This is a genomic window from Mycobacterium sp. NGS54 (assembly GCF_059812465.1).
Genome location: NZ_JCALCS010000011.1, coordinates 166529 through 187508, shown reverse-complemented (window position 1 = coordinate 187508; position 20980 = coordinate 166529). Strand labels below are relative to the sequence as shown.

Annotated in this window: 19 protein-coding genes; 13 read left to right on the top strand and 6 right to left on the bottom strand. The window is 68.4% G+C overall.

All coding sequences use genetic code 11. The features are described 5' to 3' along the window. Positions 1-22: 22 nt before the first annotated feature. Positions 23-2053, top strand: coding sequence for a bifunctional copper resistance protein CopD/cytochrome c oxidase assembly protein (locus tag AC5Y5E_RS29735; RefSeq protein WP_499907496.1), 2031 nt, complete (start codon positions 23-25; stop codon positions 2051-2053). A gap of 42 nt (positions 2054-2095) precedes the next feature. On the opposite strand, the gene AC5Y5E_RS29730 is transcribed toward AC5Y5E_RS29735, so the two are convergent. Both AC5Y5E_RS29730 and AC5Y5E_RS29725 read right to left on the bottom strand, forming a co-directional pair. After that, entirely contained in the window at positions 2096-2353 is a 258-nt protein-coding gene (locus tag AC5Y5E_RS29730; RefSeq protein ID WP_499907494.1) for a Txe/YoeB family addiction module toxin, read from the bottom strand. After that, positions 2350-2595 (bottom strand): type II toxin-antitoxin system Phd/YefM family antitoxin, encoded by a 246-nt coding sequence (locus AC5Y5E_RS29725; protein ID WP_499907492.1) that lies wholly within the window; start codon positions 2593-2595, stop codon positions 2350-2352. Before AC5Y5E_RS29725 ends, AC5Y5E_RS29730 begins: the two co-directional genes overlap by 4 nt. A 198-nt stretch (positions 2596-2793) precedes the next feature. Between AC5Y5E_RS29725 and AC5Y5E_RS29720 the strand changes: the two genes are divergently transcribed. The 5 genes from AC5Y5E_RS29720 (at position 2794) to AC5Y5E_RS29700 (ending at position 11018) form a co-directional block, all read left to right on the top strand. Continuing rightward, a complete protein-coding gene (locus tag AC5Y5E_RS29720; protein WP_499907490.1) occupies positions 2794-3273 on the top strand; it encodes a single-stranded DNA-binding protein in 480 nt (159 codons plus the stop codon). Positions 3274-3352: 79 nt separating this feature from the next. Continuing rightward, the gene (gene ettA, locus AC5Y5E_RS29715; RefSeq protein WP_499907488.1) at positions 3353-5029 is read left to right on the top strand and encodes an energy-dependent translational throttle protein EttA; all 1677 of its coding nucleotides are present in this window, start codon (positions 3353-3355) and stop codon (positions 5027-5029) included. 75 nt (positions 5030-5104) lie between these two features. Continuing rightward, the gene (locus AC5Y5E_RS29710) at positions 5105-9955 is read left to right on the top strand and encodes an NAD-glutamate dehydrogenase (protein ID WP_499907486.1); all 4851 of its coding nucleotides are present in this window, start codon (positions 5105-5107) and stop codon (positions 9953-9955) included. After that, entirely contained in the window at positions 9952-10368 is a 417-nt protein-coding gene (locus AC5Y5E_RS29705; protein WP_499907484.1) for an acyl-CoA thioesterase, read from the top strand. Before AC5Y5E_RS29710 ends, AC5Y5E_RS29705 begins: the two co-directional genes overlap by 4 nt. Further along, entirely contained in the window at positions 10365-11018 is a 654-nt protein-coding gene (locus tag AC5Y5E_RS29700; protein WP_499907527.1) for a DUF8010 domain-containing protein, read from the top strand. The genes AC5Y5E_RS29705 and AC5Y5E_RS29700 overlap by 4 nt, the downstream gene beginning before the upstream one ends. A 14-nt stretch (positions 11019-11032) precedes the next feature. Here AC5Y5E_RS29700 and AC5Y5E_RS29695 read toward each other — a convergent pair whose 3' ends face one another. Together AC5Y5E_RS29695 and AC5Y5E_RS29690 are read right to left on the bottom strand one after the other, a co-directional pair. Next, entirely contained in the window at positions 11033-12601 is a 1569-nt protein-coding gene (locus AC5Y5E_RS29695; protein WP_499907482.1) for a glycoside hydrolase family 13 protein, read from the bottom strand. 24 nt (positions 12602-12625) lie between these two features. Further along, complete coding sequence (locus AC5Y5E_RS29690; RefSeq protein ID WP_499907480.1) at positions 12626-13015, bottom strand: globin; 390 nt, start codon at positions 13013-13015, stop codon at positions 12626-12628. Positions 13016-13157: 142 nt separating this feature from the next. On the opposite strand from AC5Y5E_RS29690, the gene AC5Y5E_RS29685 reads away from it, so the two are divergent. The 3 genes from AC5Y5E_RS29685 to AC5Y5E_RS29675 are packed head-to-tail and all read left to right on the top strand — an operon-like array spanning position 13158 to position 14569. Next, positions 13158-13823, top strand: a complete 666-nt coding sequence (locus AC5Y5E_RS29685) for an HNH endonuclease (RefSeq protein WP_499907478.1) — start codon at positions 13158-13160, stop codon at positions 13821-13823. A gap of 55 nt (positions 13824-13878) precedes the next feature. After that, positions 13879-14115, top strand: a complete 237-nt coding sequence (gene ctaJ, locus AC5Y5E_RS29680) for an aa3-type cytochrome oxidase subunit CtaJ (RefSeq protein ID WP_499907476.1) — start codon at positions 13879-13881, stop codon at positions 14113-14115. Then, positions 14102-14569, top strand: coding sequence for a DUF5130 domain-containing protein (locus AC5Y5E_RS29675; protein WP_499907475.1), 468 nt, complete (start codon positions 14102-14104; stop codon positions 14567-14569). The genes ctaJ and AC5Y5E_RS29675 overlap by 14 nt, the downstream gene beginning before the upstream one ends. Before the next feature lie 84 nt (positions 14570-14653). On the opposite strand, the gene pepN is transcribed toward AC5Y5E_RS29675, so the two are convergent. Next, positions 14654-17230, bottom strand: a complete 2577-nt coding sequence (gene pepN / locus AC5Y5E_RS29670; protein WP_499907473.1) for an aminopeptidase N — start codon at positions 17228-17230, stop codon at positions 14654-14656. Between the two features lie 128 nt (positions 17231-17358). Here pepN and AC5Y5E_RS29665 point away from each other — a divergent pair, with 128 nt between their 5' ends. Genes AC5Y5E_RS29665 through AC5Y5E_RS29650 form a run of 4 tightly spaced genes read left to right on the top strand, consistent with a single transcriptional unit; the run spans position 17359 to position 19734 of the window. Then, entirely contained in the window at positions 17359-17982 is a 624-nt protein-coding gene (locus AC5Y5E_RS29665; protein ID WP_499907471.1) for an Rv2466c family mycothiol-dependent reductase, read from the top strand. Positions 17983-18009: 27 nt separating this feature from the next. Next, positions 18010-18489, top strand: coding sequence for a ribose-5-phosphate isomerase (locus AC5Y5E_RS29660; protein WP_499907469.1), 480 nt, complete (start codon positions 18010-18012; stop codon positions 18487-18489). An 11-nt stretch (positions 18490-18500) separates the two neighbouring features. Then, positions 18501-19301, top strand: a complete 801-nt coding sequence (locus AC5Y5E_RS29655) for an Fpg/Nei family DNA glycosylase (RefSeq protein ID WP_499907467.1) — start codon at positions 18501-18503, stop codon at positions 19299-19301. Further along, a complete protein-coding gene (locus tag AC5Y5E_RS29650; protein ID WP_499907465.1) occupies positions 19270-19734 on the top strand; it encodes an Mtp family mycobacterial-type pilin in 465 nt (154 codons plus the stop codon). Before AC5Y5E_RS29655 ends, AC5Y5E_RS29650 begins: the two co-directional genes overlap by 32 nt. A 50-nt stretch (positions 19735-19784) precedes the next feature. On the opposite strand, the gene AC5Y5E_RS29645 is transcribed toward AC5Y5E_RS29650, so the two are convergent. Further along, positions 19785-20978, bottom strand: a complete 1194-nt coding sequence (locus tag AC5Y5E_RS29645) for a serine hydrolase domain-containing protein (RefSeq protein WP_499907463.1) — start codon at positions 20976-20978, stop codon at positions 19785-19787. Between the last annotated feature and the right edge of the window lie 2 nt (positions 20979-20980).

The window sequence follows — 20980 nt, the reverse complement described above, 5'->3', positions numbered from 1 at the left end:
AAGCGCCCAATACCCTGGTTACATGACCGTTGACCGGCCGGTGGCCACCCGTGGGGCGCGGGTGTGGCCGCCGCTGATCGGCGTCGCACTACTTGCGGGCTGCACGGCCGCGGGGATCGGGGCGCTCTCGTTGGCGGGCGCGCTGACCGCGACCGGATTGCCAGATCCGGGCCCGGCCACCACGCTGGGGCTGCCGTTCGTCCGCGCGGCGGGGGAGATCGCCGCGGTGCTGGCCGTCGGGTCCTTCCTGCTCGCGGCGTTCCTGGTGCCGCCGCAGGCCAGCGGCGTGCTCGACGCCGCCGGATACCGCGCGCTTCGCCTCGGGACGGTCGCGTCGGGGGTTTGGGCGGTGTGCGCGGCCCTGCTCGTCCCGCTGACCATCTCGGACGTGTCCGGTCACCGCGTGGCCGACCTCGACCCCGGCACGATCTGGTCGTTGGCCGGGTTGATCAACACCGCCTCGGCCTGGCGCTGGACCGCGATCCTGGCCGCGGTGATCACGCTGGCGAGCCTGTCGGTGCTGCGCTGGTCGTGGACGCCACTACTGCTGGCCGGATCGTTGGTGACGCTGATCCCGCTCGGGCTGACCGGTCATTCGTCGGCCGGCGGTTCGCACGACCTGGCCACCAACAGCCTGCTGATCCACCTCGTCGCCGCCAGCGTGTGGGCCGGTGGCCTGCTCGCCCTGCTAGCCCACGGGCTGCGCGACGGTGACCACATCGGCCTGGCGGCGCGGCGGTTCTCGACGATCGCGCTGTGGTGCTGGGTGGCGATGGCGCTCAGTGGATTGGTCAACGCCCTGGTGCGGGTGCTGCCGTCCGACCTGTTGACCACCGGGTACGGCCGGCTGATCGTCGCCAAGTTCGTCGCGCTGTGCGTCCTGGGCGGCCTCGGCTGGCGCCAGCGGCGCTCGGGAGTCGTTGCGCTGCAAGGCGATCCGGGCCAGCCGCGGGCGCGCAGACTGCTGATCAGGCTCGCGCTGATCGAGGCCGCGGTGTTCGGCCTGACCTTCGGCATCGCCGTCGGGCTCGGCCGCACCGCGCCGCCACCGCCTCCGGCCCGGCTGCCCACCATTCCCGAAGCCGAGATCGGCTACGACTTCGACGGCCCGCCGACCGCGGTGCGTATCCTGTTCGACTGGCGCTTCGATCTCATCTTCGGCACCGCCGCGATCGTTTTCGCCGCGCTGTACGTGGCGGCGGTGGTGCGGCTGCGCCGCCGCGGCGATCACTGGCCGCCGGGGCGGACCGTGTCCTGGCTGCTGGGCTGCCTGGTGTTGCTGTTCGTGACCTCGTCGGGCGTCGGCCGCTACATGCCGGCGATGTTCAGCATGCACATGGTCGCGCACATGGGCCTGTCGATGCTGGTCCCGATCCTGCTGGTGCTGGGCGCCCCGGTCACCCTCGCGTTGCGGGCGTTGCCCGCCGCCGGCCGCGACGCCCCGCCCGGCCCGCGGGAGTGGCTGCTGGCCGCGCTGCACAGCCATCTGTCGCGGTTCCTGACCAACCCCGTGGTCGCGACGGTGCTCTTCGTCGCGGGGTTTTACGGGCTGTATCTGTCGAACCTGTTCGACACCACGGTGAGTAGCCACGCCGGGCATCTGGCGATGAACGTGCACTTCTTGCTCAGCGGCTACCTGTTCTATTGGGTCGTCATCGGGGTGGACCCGACGCCGCGCCCGATCCCGCCGCTGGCCAAGGTCGGAGTGGTTTTCGCCTCGTTGCCGCTGCACGCCTTCTTCGGGGTGGTGCTGATGGGTTGGCGCAAGGTGCTCGGCGCCGATTACTACCGCTCGCTCGGGCTGAGCTGGCACACCGACCTGATGGGTGATCAGCGGTTGGGCGGTGGAATCGCCTGGGCGGCGGGCGAAGTGCCGCTGGTGATCGTGATGATCGCGCTGCTCGTGCAGTGGGCGCGCAGCGACAAGCGCACCGCCCGTCGCCTGGACCGCGCGGCCGATCTGGACGACGACGCCGAGCTGGCCGCCTACAACGCGATGCTGGCCGAACTGGCGCGGCGCGAAAAACCCGGTAGCCCGAGTTCGCGAGCGTAACGCCACGGCGAAATTTCGCCATGACGTTACAGCCGCGACCGACTAGCTGTAGTGATACCGGGCCTGGAGGATCTGAAGGTCATCGCCGACGACTCGGTAGACGAGTCGGTGCTCCAAGGTAATCCGCCGAGACCAAGCGCCAACGAGCCCGTATTTCAACGGCTCCGGCTTACCGATGCCTTCTTGCTGCGACCGGCACGCGTCCGCGATGAGCTTGTTGATCCGCTTGAGCACCGCACGGTCGGCGGTCTGCCAATGCTGGGAGTCCTCCCACGCCTGAGGCGAGAAGACGATGTTCACTCGGCCAGGTCGGCCCGGATTCCGCGGCCCCGGTCCAGGGCGTCAGCGGCGTCGAGGAGCCGGCGCGCATTCGCCGGGGACTGGAACAGGTACGCGGTTTCCTGCCACGCCTCCCAGTCCTCGGCGGACATCAGCACCGCGCGACCTGCCTTCGACGTGATCTCGACCGGCGTCCGGTCGGCGTTGACCTTTTCGATGAGGGGGAAAAGGTTCTTACGTGCCTCGCTCGCCGTGATCGCCACGCGGGCCTCCTTGCTAGTGGTACCAGATATGGTACCAGTCAACTTGGCCGGCGCGCCCCAGCGCCGCCTGAAGCACTGATCCACAGCCGCGGGTTCTTCCACAGGCGCCGCGTGCGGAGCCCGTATTGCCCTGGGCCCGTCGGTAGTGCCCAAGTCAATGGGCACCACACAGAAATGCAACCGAGAAGGGATCAGCCCATGTTCGAAACACCGCTTACCGTGGTCGGCCACATCGTCAATAACCCCGAACGCCGCCAGGTCGGCACCCAGGAGGTCATTAAGTTCCGCGTCGCCAGCAACTCCCGGCGGCGCACGGCCGACGGCGGCTGGGAGCCGGGCAACTCGCTGTTCATCAACGTCAATTGCTGGGGCAAGCTGGTGACCGGCGTGGGCGCCGCGCTGGGCAAGGGTGCGCCGGTCATCGTGGTGGGCCACGTGTACACCAGCGAGTACGAGGACCGCGACGGCAACCGCCGCTCATCGCTCGAGATGCGCGCGACGTCGGTCGGGCCGGACGTGTCCCGCGCGATCGTGCGCATCGAGAAGCCGGGCTACACCGGTCCGACTACCGAGGCCGCCGCGCCCGCTACGGACGCGGCCGACGCCGCTGGTGAGGACGCCGACGCCGGCGACAGCGTCGAGTCCGCCGAAACGGGGCCGCTGCCGCTATCGGCTTAGCTGCGGGATCGGCGCCGCCGCGCGGTGCCTAGGATGGTCGCGAGATCTCTCTCAAAGACCAGAAAGGCAAAACCGCGGCATGGCTGAGTTCATCTACACGATGAAGAAGGTCCGCAAGGCGCACGGCGACAAGGTGATCCTGGACGACGTCACGTTGAGCTTCTTCCCGGGCGCCAAGATCGGTGTCGTCGGCCCCAACGGCGCCGGTAAGTCGAGCGTCTTGCGGATCATGGCCGGCCTGGACAAGCCGAACAACGGCGACGCCTTCCTGGCCACCGGCGCCAGCGTCGGCATCCTGCAACAGGAGCCGCCGCTGAACGAGGACAAGACGGTCCGCGGCAACGTGGAAGAGGGCCTGGGCGAGATCAAGGTCAAGCTCGACCGCTTCAACGAGGTGGCCGAGCTGATGGCCACCGACTACTCCGACGAACTGATGGAGGAGATGGGTCGCCTCCAGGAGGAGCTGGACCACGCCGACGCCTGGGACCTCGACTCCCAGCTGGAGCAGGCGATGGACGCGCTGCGCTGCCCGCCGCCCGACGAGCCGGTCACCAACCTGTCCGGCGGTGAGCGGCGCCGGGTCGCGCTCTGCAAGCTGCTGCTGTCCAAACCGGACCTGCTGCTGCTCGACGAGCCGACCAACCACCTGGACGCCGAGAGCGTGCAGTGGCTCGAACAGCACCTGGCCGTCTACCCGGGGGCGATCCTGGCGGTGACCCACGACAGGTACTTCCTGGACAACGTCGCCGAGTGGATCCTCGAGCTCGACCGTGGCCGCGCCTACCCCTACGAGGGCAACTACTCGACCTACCTGGAGAAGAAGGCCGAGCGGATCGCGGTACAGGGCCGCAAGGACGCCAAGCTGCAGAAGCGGCTGACCGAGGAGCTGGCCTGGGTCCGGTCCGGCGCCAAGGCGCGGCAGGCCAAGAGCAAGGCGCGCCTGCAGCGCTACGAAGAGATGGCCGCCGAGGCGGAGAAGACGCGCAAGCTCGACTTCGAGGAGATCCAGATCCCGGTGGGGCCGCGGCTGGGCAACGTCGTGGTCGAGGTCGACCACCTCGACAAGGGCTACGACGGGCGCACCCTCATCAAGGACCTGTCGTTCACGCTGCCGCGCAACGGCATCGTCGGGGTCATCGGCCCCAACGGGGTCGGCAAGACCACGCTGTTCAAGACCATCGTCGGCCTCGAGCAGCCGGACAGCGGCACCGTCAAGGTGGGCGAGACCGTCAAGCTCAGCTACGTGGACCAGACCCGCGCCGGCATCGACCCCAAGAAGACGGTGTGGGAAGTGGTCTCGGACGGGCTGGATTACATCGAGGTCGGCCAGAACGAGATCCCGTCGCGGGCCTACGTGTCGGCGTTCGGTTTCAAGGGGCCGGACCAGCAGAAGCCGGCCGGCGTGCTGTCCGGCGGTGAGCGCAACCGGCTGAACCTGGCGCTCACGTTGAAGGAGGGCGGCAACCTCATCCTGCTGGACGAGCCGACCAACGACCTCGACGTCGAGACCCTGAGCTCGCTGGAGAACGCGCTGGAGAAATTCCCCGGCTGCGCCGTGGTGATCAGCCACGACCGCTGGTTCCTCGACCGCACGTGCACGCACATCCTCGCGTGGGAGGGCGACGAGGACAACGAGGCCAAGTGGTTCTGGTTCGAGGGCAACTTCGGCGCGTACGAGGAAAACAAGGTGGAACGCCTCGGCGCGGAAGCCGCCAGGCCGCACAGAGTGACCCACCGCAAGCTCACCCGCGACTAATGTCGGGACTGCCCCGCTGAGACGCGGGGCGATCGGGCGCAGTGTGGCATCCGTCGCGAGTTGGGAGCAATCGGCATGACGATCGATCCCGGTGCTAGGCAGGATCTCAAGCCGTGGACCACGTTCTCCACGAGTGACGACGTTCCCGACTGGATCGCCAACGCCTACATCGAGAGCTATCGCGGCCCCCGCGGTGACGAACCGGGAGCGGCGGAGCCCGGTCCCGTCGACCCCGCGGCCTTGGTGACCCCCGCGATGCTGCGCGCCCACTATCGGCTCGCGGAGTGCCGCGCCGAACGCGGGAGCTGCGTCTGTGTCCACGGGGCGGACGATCCCGAGGGATTCGGGCCCGCCCTGCAGGTCGTCACCGATCACGGCAGCATGCTGCTGGACTCGGTCACCGTGTTGCTGCACCGGCTCGGCGTCGCCTACGCCGGCATCATGACCCCGGTCTTCGACGTGCACCGCAGCCCGACGGGCGACCTAATCAGCGTCGAACCCAAAGCCCCCGGCGCGTCGCAATACGACGGCGAGGCGTGGATCTATGTCCCGCTGTCGCCGTCCGTCGACAGCAAGGTTCTCGCCGAGGTCGACCGCCTGCTGCCCAAGGTGCTGAGCGACGTCGAGCAGGTCGCGACGGACGCGTCGACCATGATCGCCACCCTGAGCGATCTGGCCGAGGCCGTCCAAACCAACTCTCACGACCAATATTCGGCGCCGGACCGCCAGGACGTTGCCCAGCTGCTGCGCTGGCTGGGCAACGGAAACTTCCTGCTGCTCGGCTATCAGCGTGCCCGGGTGCACGACAACGTCGTTTCCGGTGACGGCGCCACCGGCCTCGGGGTGCTGCGCACGCGCACCGGTTCGCGCCCCCGATTGACGGACGACGACCACCTACTGGTCCTCGCCCAATCCGTGGTCGGCAGCTACCTGCGCTACGGCGCGTACCCGTACGCGATCGCGGTTCGCGAATACGGCGCCGGCGGCGAAGTCTTCGAGCACCGCTTCGTCGGACTCTTCACGGTCGCCGCCATGAACGCGGACGTCCTGGACATCCCGACGGTCTCGAGCCGGGTCCGCGAGGCGCTCGCGATGGCCGACGGCGACCCGATTCACCCCGGGCAGCTGCTGCTGGACGTCATCCAGACCGTCCCGCGCTCGGAGTTGTTCACGCTCAGCGCCGAACGGCTCCTGACGATGGCCAAAGCGGTGGTGGACCTGGGATCGCAGCGGCGCGCGTTGTTGTTCCTGCGGGCCGACCGCCTGCAGTACTTCGTATCGTGCCTGGTTTATGTGCCGCGCGACCGCTACACCACCCCGGTTCGGCTGCAGATCGAGGACATCCTGGTCCGCGAATTCGGCGGTACACGACTGGAATTCACCGCGCGGGTCAGCGAATCGCCCTGGGCGCTAATGCATTTCATGGTCCGGCTGCCCGAAAATGCGGCCGCCGTCGACGTCTCGGAAGACAACCGCATCCGGATCCAGGGGATGCTCAGCGAAGCCGCCCGCACCTGGGGGGACCGCCTGATCGCCGCCGCGGCCGACCTCTCCGACGGGCCCGTCTCGCACGCCGACGCCGAGCATTACGCCGCCGCCTTCTCCGAGGTCTACAAGCAGGCGGTCACGCCCGACGATGCCATCGAGCACATCGCGATCATCAAAGAGCTGTCCGATGATTCGGTCAAGCTGGTGTTCTCCGAGCGCGGCGAGGACGCGGCCGCCCAGCTGACCTGGTTCGTGGGCGGTCACACCGCCTCGTTGAGCCAGCTGCTGCCGATGCTGCAGAGCATGGGCGTCGTGGTGCTCGAGGAGCGACCGTTCACCGTCGCCCGGCAGGACGGCCTGGACGTATGGATCTACCAGTTCAAGATCCAGCCGCACCCGACGATCCCGCTGGCGAGGACGGCGGCCGAACGGGACGCCACCGCAGAGCGATTCGCCGACGCGGTCACCGCCATCTGGCAAGGACGCGTCGAGATCGACCGGTTCAACGAACTGGTGATGCGCGCGCGGTTGACCTGGCAGCAGGTCGTGCTGCTGCGCGCCTACGCGAAATACCTGCGGCAGGCCGGCTTTCCGTACAGCCAGTCCCACATCGAATCGGTGCTGAGCGAGCATCCCTCCACCGTGCGGTCACTGGTCACCCTATTCGAGGCGCTCTTCGACCCGAGGGCTTCGTTTTCCGCGGGGTCGCCGACCAGTCGCGACGCGCAGGCGGCGGCCGCCGCGGTCGCCGCGGACATCGACGCGGTGGTCGGCCTGGACACCGACCGCATCCTGCGTGCGTTCGCGTCGCTGGTGCAGGCCACCCTGCGGACCAACTACTTCGTCACCCGCGAGGGATCCGCCCGCGCCCGTAACGTGTTGGCGCTCAAGCTCGATGCCCAACTGATCGACGAACTTCCGCTGCCGCGTCCCAAATACGAGATCTTCGTGTACTCGCCGCGGGTGGAGGGCGTGCACCTGAGGTTCGGCCCGGTGGCCCGCGGGGGACTGCGCTGGTCCGACCGCCGCGACGACTTCCGCACCGAGATCTTGGGTTTGGTCAAGGCGCAGGCGGTGAAGAACGCCGTCATCGTGCCGGTCGGGGCCAAGGGCGGGTTCGTCGTCAAGCGGCCGCCGCTGCCGACCGGTGAGGCCGCCGTCGACCGCGACGCCAGCCGCGCCGAGGGCGTCGCCTGCTATCAGCTGTTCATCTCCGGGCTGCTCGACGTCACCGACAACGTCGACCACGCAACGAAAAAGGTCAGCCCCCCACCCGAAGTGATCCGGCGCGACGGCGACGACGCCTACCTGGTGGTGGCCGCGGACAAGGGCACCGCCACGTTCTCCGACATCGCCAATGACGTCGCCAAGTCCTACGGGTTCTGGCTGGGGGACGCGTTCGCGTCCGGCGGCTCGGTGGGCTATGACCACAAGGCGATGGGCATCACCGCCAGGGGCGCGTGGGAGGCGGTCAAACGCCATTTCCGGGAGATGGGGGTCGACACCCAAACCGAGGACTTCACCGTCGTCGGCGTCGGCGACATGAGCGGCGACGTGTTCGGCAACGGCATGCTGCTGAGCAAGCACATCAGGCTGCTCGCCGCCTTCGACCACCGGCACATCTTCTTGGACCCCGACCCCGACCCGGCGGTGTCGTGGCGGGAACGGCAACGGATGTTCGACCTGCCGCGGTCCAGCTGGGACGACTACGACAAGTCGTTGATCAGCGAGGGTGGCGGGGTGTACAACCGCGACCAGAAGGCCATCCCCATCAGCCCGCAGGTCCGCGACGCGCTGGGCATCGATAGCGACGATGTCACCGAAATGTCCCCGCCCAGCCTGATGAAGGCGATCCTGCAGGCGCCCGTCGACCTGTTGTTCAACGGCGGCATCGGCACCTACATCAAGGCCGAATCCGAATCCGACGCGGACGTCGGCGATCGCGCCAATGACCCGGTGCGGGTGAACGCAAACCAGGTGCGCGCCAAGGTCATTGGTGAGGGCGGCAACCTGGGGGTGACCGCGCGGGGCCGCGTCGAGTTCGATCTGTCGGGCGGGCGGATCAATACCGACGCGATGGACAACTCCGCCGGCGTGGACTGTTCCGACCACGAGGTCAACATCAAGATCCTGATCGACTCGCTGGTCACCGCCGGCAAGGTCAAGGCCGAGGAGCGCAAGGAGCTGCTGGAGTCGATGACCGACGAGGTCGCGCGGCTGGTGCTGCTCGACAACGAGGACCAGAACGACCTGATCGGCACCAGCCGCGCCAACGCGGCCAGCCTGCTGCCGGTGCACGCGATGCAAATCAAGTACCTCGAAGAACACGGCATCAACCGGGAGCTGGAGGCGCTGCCGTCGGAGAAGGAGATCCACCGGCGCATCGACGTCGGCATCGGGCTCACCTCTCCCGAGCTGTGCACCCTGATGGCCCATGTCAAGCTGGCGCTCAAGGAGGAGATGCTGACCACCGAACTGCCCGAGCAGGACGTCTTCGCATCCCGGCTGCCGCAGTACTTCCCGACGCAGCTGCGCGAGCGGTTCACCCCGGAGATCCGCGGCCATCAGCTGCGCCGGGAGATCGTCACCACCATGCTGATCAACGACCTGGTGGACGCCGCGGGCATCAGCTACGCCTTCCGCATCACCGAGGACGTCGGCGTGGGCCCGATCGACGCGGTGCGCACCTACGTCGCCACCGACGCCATCTTCGGGGTGAGCGAGATCTGGCGGCAGATCCGCGCGGCGAGCGTTCCCGTCGCGCTGTCGGACCGGCTGACGTTGGACACCCGGCGGCTGATCGACCGCGCCGGACGCTGGCTGCTCAACTACCGGCCGCAGCCGCTGGCCGTCGGCGCCGAGATAAACCGGTTCGCCGCCAAGGTCAGGGAGCTGACGCCCAGGATGTCGGACTGGCTGCGCGGCGACGACAAGGCGATCGTGGAAAAGGAAGCCGCGGAATTCGCCTCGCAGGGCGCCCCGAAGGAACTGGCCTACATGGTGGCCGCCGGCCTGTACCGCTACAGCCTGCTCGACATCATCGACGTCGCGGACATCACCGAAATGGACACCGCGGAAGTCGCTGACACCTATTTCGCCCTGATGGACCGGCTGGGCACCGACAGCCTGCTGACGGCCGTCTCGGAGTTGCCCCGCCATGATCGCTGGCAGTCGTTGGCGCGCTTGGCGATTCGTGACGACATCTACGCGTCGCTGCGATCGCTGTGCTTCGATGTGCTGGCCGTCGGCGAGCCCGACGAAAGCGGCGAAGAGAAGATCGGGGAGTGGGAACACATCAGTGCGTCACGGGTGGAGCGGGCGCGTCGCACGCTGAGCGAGATCCAGGAAAGCGGGGCAAAGGATCTCGCGACGCTGTCGGTCGCCGCGCGGCAGATCCGCCGGATGACGCGCACCAGCGGCAGGGGATCCTCGAGTTGAGCGTTGGCTTCGTCGCGCCGGTGCCCGTGCGCTGGTCGGACATCGACATGTATCAGCATGTCAATCACGCCACCATGGTCACGATCCTCGAAGAGGCGCGGGTGCAGTTCCTCAAGGAGCCGTTCGCCGCCGACGTCACGACCATCGGGTTGCTGATCGCCGACGTGCGAGTCACCTACAAGAGTCAGTTACGCCTCGCGGATTCGCCTCTGCAGGTGACGATTTGGACCAAACAGCACCGGACGGTCGACTTCACGCTCGGCTATGAGGTGCGCCCGGTCAACGCCGATCCTGCGTCGAAGCCCGCGGTCATCGCCGAGACACAGCTGGCCGCCGTGCACATCGAGGAGCAGCGGCTGTTCAGGCTTTCACCTCAGCATCGGGAGTATCTGCAACGGTGGCTCAGGGAATAAGCGAACGCGGGATCTGGCTCAGTGACGCCGCCCACCGCGGGGACCTCGCCACGTTCGTCGATCACGCGATGCGCCTGGACGACGCCGCGGTCATCCGGCTGCGGACCCGATCAGCCGGACTGCTGACCGCTTGGGTGGCAACAGGTTTCGACGTGCTGGCCAGCCGGGTGGTGGTCGGCCGGGTGCGACCCGACGATCTATCGGTCGGGGCGGACGGGCTGGCGCGCGGCCTGGCAGCGATGGACGCGGAGGGCTACGTCGATCCCGGCTTCGCGATGGACTCCGCATGGCGGGGGGCGCTGCCCCCCGAATCCGGCTTCACCCACCTCGACGACGTGCCCGCCCGGGTGATGCTGGACCTGGCGCAGCGCGGCGCGCAGCTCGCCAAGGAGCACGGCAGCTCTCACGGTCCGCCGGTGTCGCTGCTCGACCAGGAGGTCATCCGGGTCAGCTCGGCCGACGCCAGCGTGGGGCTGCCGATGCGCTGCGTGTTCGCCTTGACCGCAATGGGTTTCCTGCCCCAGTCGCCGGATGCCATCGGCGCCGACGAGATGGTCCGGATCCGCATCCTGCCCACCTGGCTGCGAGTCGATGCGAAGTTCGGCTCGGTGTACCGGCGCCGCGCACACGCGGCGCTGGTTCTGCACTGACGGGCTGGGGGCGCTCAGACCAGCCAGGCCGCCGCGTCCGGCGGCAACTTGCCGTCGACCAACGGCGCGCTGGCCAGGATCACCTCTCCGGGCGGCAGGGCCATCGGCAGACTGCCCGCATTCAGCGCACACACCAGGGCCCCGCCATGGCGCTCGAAGATCAGCAAGTCGTCCTCGGTGGCCAGCCATTCGAGCTCGCCGCCCTCGAATTCGGTTCGCTCCCTGCGTAATTTGAGGGCCCGCCGGTAGAAGGACAGCGTCGAGTCGGGATCGCCGAGCTGCTTTTCGACGGTCAGGCCCACCCAGTCCGCGGGCATCGGCAACCAGGTGTCGGCGGACGTGGAGAAGCCGAACGGGGGAGCGTCGCCCGACCACGGAATCGGGACCCGGCACTTGTCGCGGCCGCGTTCGGTATGCCCGGAGCGTTCCCACGTCGGGTCCTGGAGCACCTCCTCGGGCAGGTCCACGACGTCGGGCAGGCCCAGTTCCTCACCGTTGTAGATGAATACCGCGCCCGGCAGGGCCAGCGTCACCATCGCCATCGCCCGCGCGCGCCGCAGACCGATCTGGCCACCGCCGTAGCGGGTGACCTCCCGGCCCACGTCGTGGTTGGACAGCGTCCAGGTCGGGGTGGCGTTCTCAATTGCGGTGGCGTCCAGCGAGTTCTGGATCGCGTCGTGGATTTCGCGCGCATCGAAGTCGATCTTGGTCAGCCGGAAATTGAAGCCCAGATGCAGTTCGTCCGGGCGCAAATACTCGGCCCACCGCAGGTTGTCCATCACCCAGACCTCGCCGATGGTCACCGCCGGGGAATAGTCGTCGACGATCGTGCGGATTCCGCGGTGAATCTCGTGCACGCTCGGGTGGTTGAAGCGCGGGTCGTCATCGCTGTGGCTCAACACCTTGACGTCGTCCTTCGCGTCGGGCAGGTCGGGCGGCTTGGCCATCCCGTGCGCCACGTCGATGCGGAAGCCGTCCACGCCGCGTTCCAGCCAGAAGCGCAGCGTCTTCTCGAAGTCGTCGAAGACGTCCGGGTGGTCCCAGTTCAGATCGGGCTGCTCGACGTCGAAGAGGTGCAGGTACCACTGGCCGGGATTGCCGTCCGGTTCGACGACGCGGGTCCAGGCAGAACCGCCGAACACCGACGTCCAGTTGTTGGGCGGCAGCTCGCCGTCGGGACCGCGCCCGTCGCGAAAGAAGTAGCGCTCGCGCGCGTCGGTGCCCGGGCCGGCGGCGAGCGCCGCCTGAAACCACGGGTGCGCCGAGCTGGTGTGGTTGGGCACCACGTCCATGGTGATCTTGATGCCCCGCTCGTGGGCCGCCGCGATCAGCCGTTCGATCGCGGCCATCCCGCCGAACAGCGGGTCGATGTCGCGCGGGTCGGCGACGTCATAGCCATGGTCGGCCATCGGGGAAACCGTGACCGGGTTGAGCCAGATCGCGTCGATACCCAGCTGCTTCAGGTAATCCAGGCGGGCGGTCACCCCGTCCAGATCGCCGACGCCGTCGCCGTCGCTGTCGGCGAACGACCGCGGATACACCTGGTAGAAGACCGCGCTCAACCACCACGGCTCGGGGCTCATGCTGCTCCGTTCGGTTACTGGGGATCAGAACGATGAATTGACCAGGGAGTGCGCGGCCATGTCCAGGTATTCAAGCAACTCCCGGCGGTGCGCGTCGTCGAGAGTCTGCGAGTCGATGGAGGCGACGGCGGTGTGCATGCACCGCAGCCAGGCATCGCGCTCGATGGGGGTGATCCGGAACGGGGCGTGCCGCATCCGCAGCCGCGGATGCCCGCGCCGGTCGGAGTAGGTGCGCGGGCCGCCCCAGTACTGCTCGAGGAACATCCGCAGCCGCTCCTCGGCGCCGGCGAGGTCGTCCGCGGGATACAGCTGGCTGAGAATTTCGTCCTCCGGGACCAGCGCGTAAAACCGCGACACGATCGCATTGAAGGTTTCGGCACCGCCGACGGCGTCGTAAAAGCTCTCCTGATCCATCCCCTCCATTGTGGTGCATCACCGCGATGGCAAGGCCGAACGGGCCCCGGACGCGCCTTCTGTTCATCGGTTCGTCACGGCGCGCACCAGCAATAAGGGTGCGTTTGGCGGCGAATCATGGTGGACTATCCGCGGAGGATCTATGGCGCATGGCAAGAGACGCCGCAGCCACCGCAGTTCCGGTGCCGCGGCAGGGTTAACCGGGCCCCCAACCGCGTCATCCCTCCATAGCGCGTCACCCCTGCACAGCGTCGATACCCACCCGCCCACCCGGCACGAAACCGCGTCGATCTGGAGCCGGCGGCGCGTGCTCCTGCTGAATTCCACCTACGAGCCGCTGACCGCGCTGCCGATGCGGCGGGCGATCGTCATGGTGATCTGCGGCAAGGCCGACGTGGTGCACGACGACCCGGCCGGGCCGGTCATCCACTCGGCGACCAGGTCGATCGTGGTGCCCTCGGTGATCCAGCTGCGCTCCTACGTGCGGGTTCCGTATCGGGCGCGGGTGCCGATGACCCGCGCCGCCCTGATGCACCGCGACCGTTTCTGCTGCGCCTACTGCGGGGCCAAGGCCGACACCGTCGACCACGTGGTGCCGCGCAGCCGCGGCGGCGACCACTCCTGGGAGAACTGCGTGGCGTGCTGCTCGACCTGCAACCACCGCAAGGGCGACAAGCTGCTCACCGAGCTGGGCTGGGCGCTGCGCCGGGCGCCGCTGCCGCCGACGGGCCAACACTGGCGGCTGCTGTCGACGGTCAAGGAACTGGACCCGTCCTGGGCCCGGTACCTCGGCGAGGGCGCGGCCTGACCAATCCCGTGTCCAAGTGTGCGGGTGGATCACCCGGTGGGATACGGTTTGCGTCGTGAGCCCTGCAGAGATTCACCTGTACTTCATCGGAATCCCGCTGGCGCTGGTCGTGGTGCTGTCCCTGCTGATCTTCCGGCACAAGGGACCCCACCCGGCGACCTACCAGATGTCGGAGAAGTGGACGCACCCGCCGATCCTGTGGGCGGCCACCGACGAGGACGTCGGCGGCGCGCACGGCGGACACGGCACGTCGGAGTTCTCGGTGGGAGGTGGCGCAAGTGGCACATGGTGAGGTTGCGACGATCGCGCCCAGCGAGCTGCCCTACGGTTCGGCGATCACCACCAGCGGGCGGATCTCGGCCGTCACCGAGCCGGGCGAGCTGTCGGTGGACTACCCGTTCCCGATCAGCGACCTGGTCGCGATCGATGACGCGCTGAAGTACGGCTCGCGGGCGTCTCGGGCACGGTTCGCCATTTACCTCGGGGACCTGGGCAGCGACACCGCCGCGCGGGCCCGCGAGATCTTGGCCAAGGTGCCGACGCCCGACAACGCGGTGCTGCTCGCGGTGTCGCTCGACCAGTGCGCCATCGAGGTGGTCTACGGCTCGGCGGTCCGCGGCCGCGGCGCCGAGTCGGCCGCGCCGCTCGGGGTGGCGGCGGCCTCGTCGGCGTTCGAGCAGGGCCACCTGGTGGACGGGTTGGTCAGCGCGATCCGCGTGCTCAGCGCCGGGATCGCACCGGCCTAGCTTTTTACCAGCCCCGCGAGGGTCCGCAAATGTACGGCGAATGCGGCGTGTCGCCGTACAGACATGCGCGCTCGCGGGGCGGCGTTAGCCGGCGGCGTCGAACTTGCGGGCGCGCAGCGACCGCTTGACCCCGGCCTGACCCTCCAGCACCAGGCGCCGCAGGGCCGGCGGAATCTGCGGGTCGCTCAGGAACTCGTCGGCGGCCGCGACGCCGGCCTCGCTGATGTCCCAGTGCGGGTAGAGGCCGATCACCACGGTCTGGGCGACCTCGCTGGATCGCCGCTCCCACACCCCGGCGATCGCCCCGAAGTAGCGCGCGGTGAACGGCTTGAGCAGCTCGTGCTGTCCCGGCGGCGCGATGCCCGCGATCATCGAGCGGGCCGTGATGTTGGCCAGGGTGTCGTCCTCGACCACCGTCGTCCAGGCCTGCTCCTTGACCTCGAGCTGGGGCCGCGCCGCGGCGGCCTGGGCGCCGTGGCGCTTGCCGGCGGCGGTCGGGTCACGCTGCACCTCGGCGTCGATGAACGGGGTCGCGGGCCCGTCGGCGTCGATCTCGCCGGCGGCGGCCAGCGCGGTAACGATGCGCCACCGCAGGTCGGTGTCGATTTCCAGGCCGGCCAACCCGAGTTCGGCCGGGTCGTGGTCGAGCAGGTCCGCCAGCGTCACCACGTGTCGAGTGGACAGCACCGACGTGCACAGCGTGTTGACGAACGCGAGCTGGTGATCCGATCCGGGCGGCGCGGCGCGCGCCAACTCCAGCAGCCGGTCGGCGAATTGCGGCCAGCCGTGCTCGCGCGCCCAGCCTTGCTCGGCGTAGGACGCCAGCGCGGTCTGGGCCTGCATCAGCAGGCGTTGCGCCACCCCGACCTCGGTTTCGGCCTGCACGCCGCCGGAGACCAGCGTCACGAAATCGCGGGCGCGCAACTCGGCCTCGCGGGTCATCTCCCACGCGGCCGACCAGACCAGCGAGCGTGGTAGCGGCTCGGCGATGTCGGCGATCCGCTCCAGCGCGGTTTGCAGGGACCGTTCGTCCAGGCGCAGTGAACAGTAGGTCAGGTCGTCGTCGTTGACCAGGATCAGCTTGCCCCGCGAAACCCCAACCAGCGCAGGGACTTCGGTATCCGGGCCCTCGACGTCGAGTTCCTCCCGGCGGACCCGCACCAGCTTGCCCGAGCCATCGTCGTCGTAGATTCCGATTGCCAGCCGGTGCACCCGCGTCTCGCCCGCGCCGGGCGCGGCGCCGCTTTGCCGCACGACGAACCGGCTGAACTTGCCGTCGGCGTCGACGTCGAAGTCGGGCCGCAGCGTGTTCAGACCGGTGGTTTTCAGCCACTGCTGACCCCAGTCGGACAGGTCGCGACCGGACGCCTTTTCCAGCGCGGCGATCAGGTCACCGAATGTGGCGTTGCCGTAGGCGTGCGTGCGGAAGTAGTCGCGCAGCCCGGCCAGGAAGTGCTCCAGCCCGACGTACGCGACCAGCTGCTTGAGGACCGACGCGCCCTTGGCGTAGGTGATGCCGTCGAAGTTCACCTCGACGGCGGCCAGGTCGGGGATCTCGGCGGCGATCGGGTGCGTCGACGGCAGCTGGTCCTGGCGATACGCCCACGACTTCTCGACGGTGGCGAACGTCGTCCACGCCTCGGTGAATTCGGTTGCCTCGCTTTGGCACAACACCGACGCGAAGGTCGCGAACGACTCGTTGAGCCACAGGTCGTCCCACCACGTCATCGTGACGAGGTCGCCGAACCACATGTGGGCCATCTCGTGCAGCACCGTCTCGGCGCGCCGCTCGTAGGAAGCCCGGGTGACCTTGCTGCGGAAGACGTAGTCCTCGAGGAAGGTCACCGCCCCCGCGTTTTCCATGGCGCCGGCGTTGAACTCGGGGACGAACAGCTGGTCGTACTTACCGAACGCGTAGGGCAGGCCAAAGTTCTTGTGGTAGAAGCCGAATCCCTGCTTCGTCTGGGTGAACAGCCGCTCGGCGTCCATGTTTTCGGCCAGCGAGGCGCGGCAGTAGATGCCCAGCGGGATCTCGCCGTGTTCGTCGGTGTAGGCGTCCTTCCACTCGGCGTACGGGCCGGCGATCAGCGCCACCAGGTAGGTGCTCATCCGCGGGGTGGTGGCAAAGGTATGCACGCCGTCCTGCACCGAGACGGTGGCGCCGTTGGAGATCACCTTCCAGTGCTTTGGCGCGGCCACCCGCACGTCGAACGTCGCCTTGAGGTCGGGTTGGTCGAAGCACGCGAACATGCGCTTGGCGTCGGCAGTCTCGAATTGCGAGTACAGGTAGGTCTCGTCGTCCACCGGGTCGACGAACCGATGCAACCCCTCGCCGGTGTTGGAGTAGCGGCAGTCGGCGTCGACGACGAGGACGTTGCGCTTCTCGAGCCCGCGCAGCGGGATGCCGCTCGATTCGTCGTATCCGGACACGTCGAGCTCGCGACCGTTGAGGGTGGCGCTGCGGATGGCGTCGGCGGCGATGTCGATGACGGTGTCGGCGCCGGCCAGCGCCTCGAACGCCACGGTGGTGGTGGACCGGAACGTCCGATCGCCGGGTCCCCCCGAGCCGTCGGTGACGTCCAGGTCGATCCGGTAGCTGTCCACGGTGATCAGGGCGGCGCGTTCGACAGCCTGGTCACGGGTGAGGTTAGGAAGGGCCACGCGTCCAACTTAAACGTGTTGGTGAACGCCTGGTAACCGGAGCGTGGGAGCGGGAACACGCGCCGCGCGACTACGGTTGTGCACAACGGTGTTCTGACCGTATCTGCTCCCCAGGAGAGGACCGCGCTATGTCCGAGAAGGCCAAGGAGAAAAACCGAGCCGATTTCTGGTTCGATCCGCTGTGTCCGTGGTGCTGGATCACGTCGCGCTGGATCCTCGAGGTCGAGAAGGTCCGCGACATCGAGGTGCACTTCCACGTCATGAGCCTGGCGATCCTCAACGAAAACCGCGAAGGCCTGCCCGACAAGTACCGCGAGATGATGAAGCACGCGTGGGGTCCGGTGCGGGTGGCGATCGCCGCCGAGCAGGCCCACGGCGCCAAAGTGCTGGACCCGCTGTACACCGCGATGGGCACCCGGATCCACAACGAGGACAACAAGAACCTCGAGGAGGTCATCAAGCTGTCCCTGGCCGACGCCGGCCTGCCGGCGGAACTCGCCGAGGCCGCGCAGAGCGAGGCCTACGACGAGGCGCTGCGCAAGAGCCACCACGCGGGGATGGACGCGGTCGGCGATGACGTCGGCACGCCGACCATCCACGTCAACGGGGTGGCGTTCTTCGGACCGGTGATCTCGAAGATCCCGCGCGGCGAGGAAGCCGGCAAGCTCTGGGACGCCTCGGTGACCTTCGCGTCCTACCCGCACTTCTTCGAACTCAAGCGGACCCGCACGGAGAAGCCCGAATTCGACTGACGAGCATCCCGTGTAAGGATTGCGGGCATGCGCGTCTACCTCGGTTCTGACCACGCCGGATTCGAGCTCAAGCAGCACATCATCGCCCACCTCAAGCAGGGCGGGCACGAGCCGATCGACTGCGGCGCGTTCAGCTACGACGCCGAGGACGACTACCCGGCGTTTTGCATCGCGGCCGCGACGCGCACCGTGGCCGACCCGGAGAGCCTGGGCATCGTGCTCGGCGGCTCGGGCAACGGCGAACAGATCGCCGCGAACAAGGTGCCGGGAGCGCGCTGCGCGCTGGCGTGGAGTGTCGAGACCGCGACCCTGGCCCGCGAACACAACAACGCGCAGTTGATCGGCATCGGCGGCCGCATGCACACCCTCGAGGAGGCGCTGGCCATCGTGGACGCCTTCCTGAGCGCGCAGTGGTCGAAAGCCGAACGCCACCAACGGCGTATCGACATCCTCGCCGAGTACGAGCGCACCCACCAGGCGCCGCCGGTGCCCGGCGGCCCGAACTAGGAGGGTCCGAGGTGCCCGAGGGGCACACCCTGCACCGGCTGGCCCGGCTGCATCAGCGCCGATACGGCGGCGCGCCGGTCGCGGTGTCCAGCCCGCAAGGCCGGTTCGAGGCGGCCGTCGTGGACGGGAGGGTGTTGCGGCGGACCAGCGCGTGGGGCAAGCACTTGTTTCACCACTACGAGGGCGGCCCGATCGTGCACGTGCACCTCGGGCTGTACGGCGCCTTCACCGAGTGGGAGCGGCCCGACGATGCGCCCCTGCCGGAACCGGTCGGGCAGGTGCGGATGCGGATCGTCGGCGCCGGCTACGGCACCGACCTGCGCGGCCCCACGGTGTGCGAAGTCATCGACGAAGCTCAGGTCAGCGACGTGGTGGCCAAGCTCGGCCCCGACCCGCTACGCAGCGACGCCGACCCGTCGTGGCCGTGGGCTCGAATCAGTAAGTCGCGCAGGCCCATTGGGGCGCTGCTGATGGACCAGACCGTGATCGCCGGAGTGGGCAACGTCTATCGCAACGAGCTGCTGTTCCGTCACCGCATCGATCCGTTCCGGCCCGGCCGTGGGATCGGCCAGGCGGAGTTCGACGCGGCCTGGACCGACCTGGTGGCGCTGATGAAAGTCGGTTTGCGCCGTGGCCAGATCGTCGTTGTGCTGCCCGAACACGACCACGGGCCGCCGTCGTACCGGCCCGGGCGGCCGCGGACGTACGTGTACCGGCGCGCGGGGGAGGCGTGCCGGGTGTGCGGTGGGCCGATCCGCACGCAAGTGCTGGAGGGCCGAAATGTGTTCTGGTGCCCGAGTTGCCAGAAGTGACAGAGCTCACGGGGGCGCCGGCCCGGAAACCCGCAGGTGCGCCGGTTCGCAGGAAACCCTAAGCAAGAAACGCTGGCGTCTACTGTTTGGGCGCGGCCGCGGTCGGGTATTGGTGGGGACCGTGAGAATCCTTTTACGTTTATTTGCAACCATTTTCGCGATCATCGTCGGTCTGGGCCTGGCGGGACTGGGCGCCGCAACCGAGGCGCAGGCGCAGCCGGGGCCGTTCCCGCAATGGTGCCCCGGGGACTTCTGGGATCCGGGCTGGGGCGATAACTGGGACCGTGGGCATTGCCACGACAATTGGCGCGGACAAGGCCCCAACCCGCACCCCGAGCCCTTCCGTGGACCTGGCGGACCAGGTGGACCTGGCGGACCAGGTGGACCTGGCGGACCGGGTGGTCCCGGCGGCCCCGGATGGGACCATCGCTGACCCCTTGACCGACGACCGCGCCCTGCCGACGAGCGTTGGCAGGGCGCGGTTTACGTCTGGGCGCGCTCGATGACGCCCAGCGCGGCGTAGACCTCGTCGCTGAGCGCGACGCTGCGCGGGTCGGCGTTGGCCTTGGTGGCGTCAAAGCGATTCATCACGTATGCGTAGCCGATTCGGTGCTCCAGGTCGACAAATCCGAACGAGCCACCCAGGCCGCCGTGCCCGAAGATCCGCGGATTGGGTCCGTTGACGCACCGCTGGTTGAGCATGTAGCCCAGGCCCCATCCGTGGTCGGCGACGCGCGGGCCCAGCACCAGGTCGGTCTCGAAGCCGCCCTGCGCCACCCGGACCCGTTCCATATGCTCGCGGGTCAGCAGCCGCTCCTGGGCGAGCGCGTTATAGAACGTCGCCAGCCCCAGCGCCGACACCTGTCCGTTGGTGCCGGGAAATTCAAGCTGGCGCCACAGCTCCAGGTCGTGCGAGCCGAGTTCGTCGTCGGGGGCGAAGCCCATCGAAATCGACAGCGCCGCCTTGGGGTGTTCGGTCAGGCTGGTCGGGTAGCCGGGGGCCTGCGCCTCGGCCAGCAGGTCACGGGCGTGCGGCTTGTTGACGCGCTCGGCGCAGCGCCGTTGTTCGGCCGGCGACAGCCCGATGTGGACGTCGGCCCCGAACGGTTCGGCGATCTCGGTGCGCAGGTACTCACCGACGGTGCGGCCCGTGACCCGGCGGAACACCTCGCCGAGGATGAAGCCGAAGGTGGTCATGTGGTAGCCCTGCGCGGTGCCGGGTTCCCACCACGGTTTCGCGGCGGCGAGCTGCTCGCAGACGAAGTCCCAGTCGGCGACTTGCTCCCAGCGAATTCGGGTGCGCGGGCCGATGACGCCGGACCGGTGGCTCATCACCATGGCCAGCGTGATGCCGTCCTTGCCGGCCTGCCCGAACTCCGGCCAGTACCGGGCCACCGGCGCGTGCAGGTCCAGCTCGCCGCGATCGGCCAACTGGTGGATGCAGGTGGCCGTCAGCCCCTTGGTGCCCGACAGGACCGTCGTCAGGGTGTTCTGTTCCCAGGACCGGGTGCGGGCGGCGTCGGCCCAGCCGCCCCAGAGGTTGACGACGAGCTCCCCGTCGACCCACACCGCGACGGCCGCCCCGACCTCCGCGTGCAGCACGAAGTTGCGCTCGAATGCGTCGCGCACCCCGACGAAGCCGGCCGCGCATGTGCCCTTCAGTTCGACGTCGCTCATGG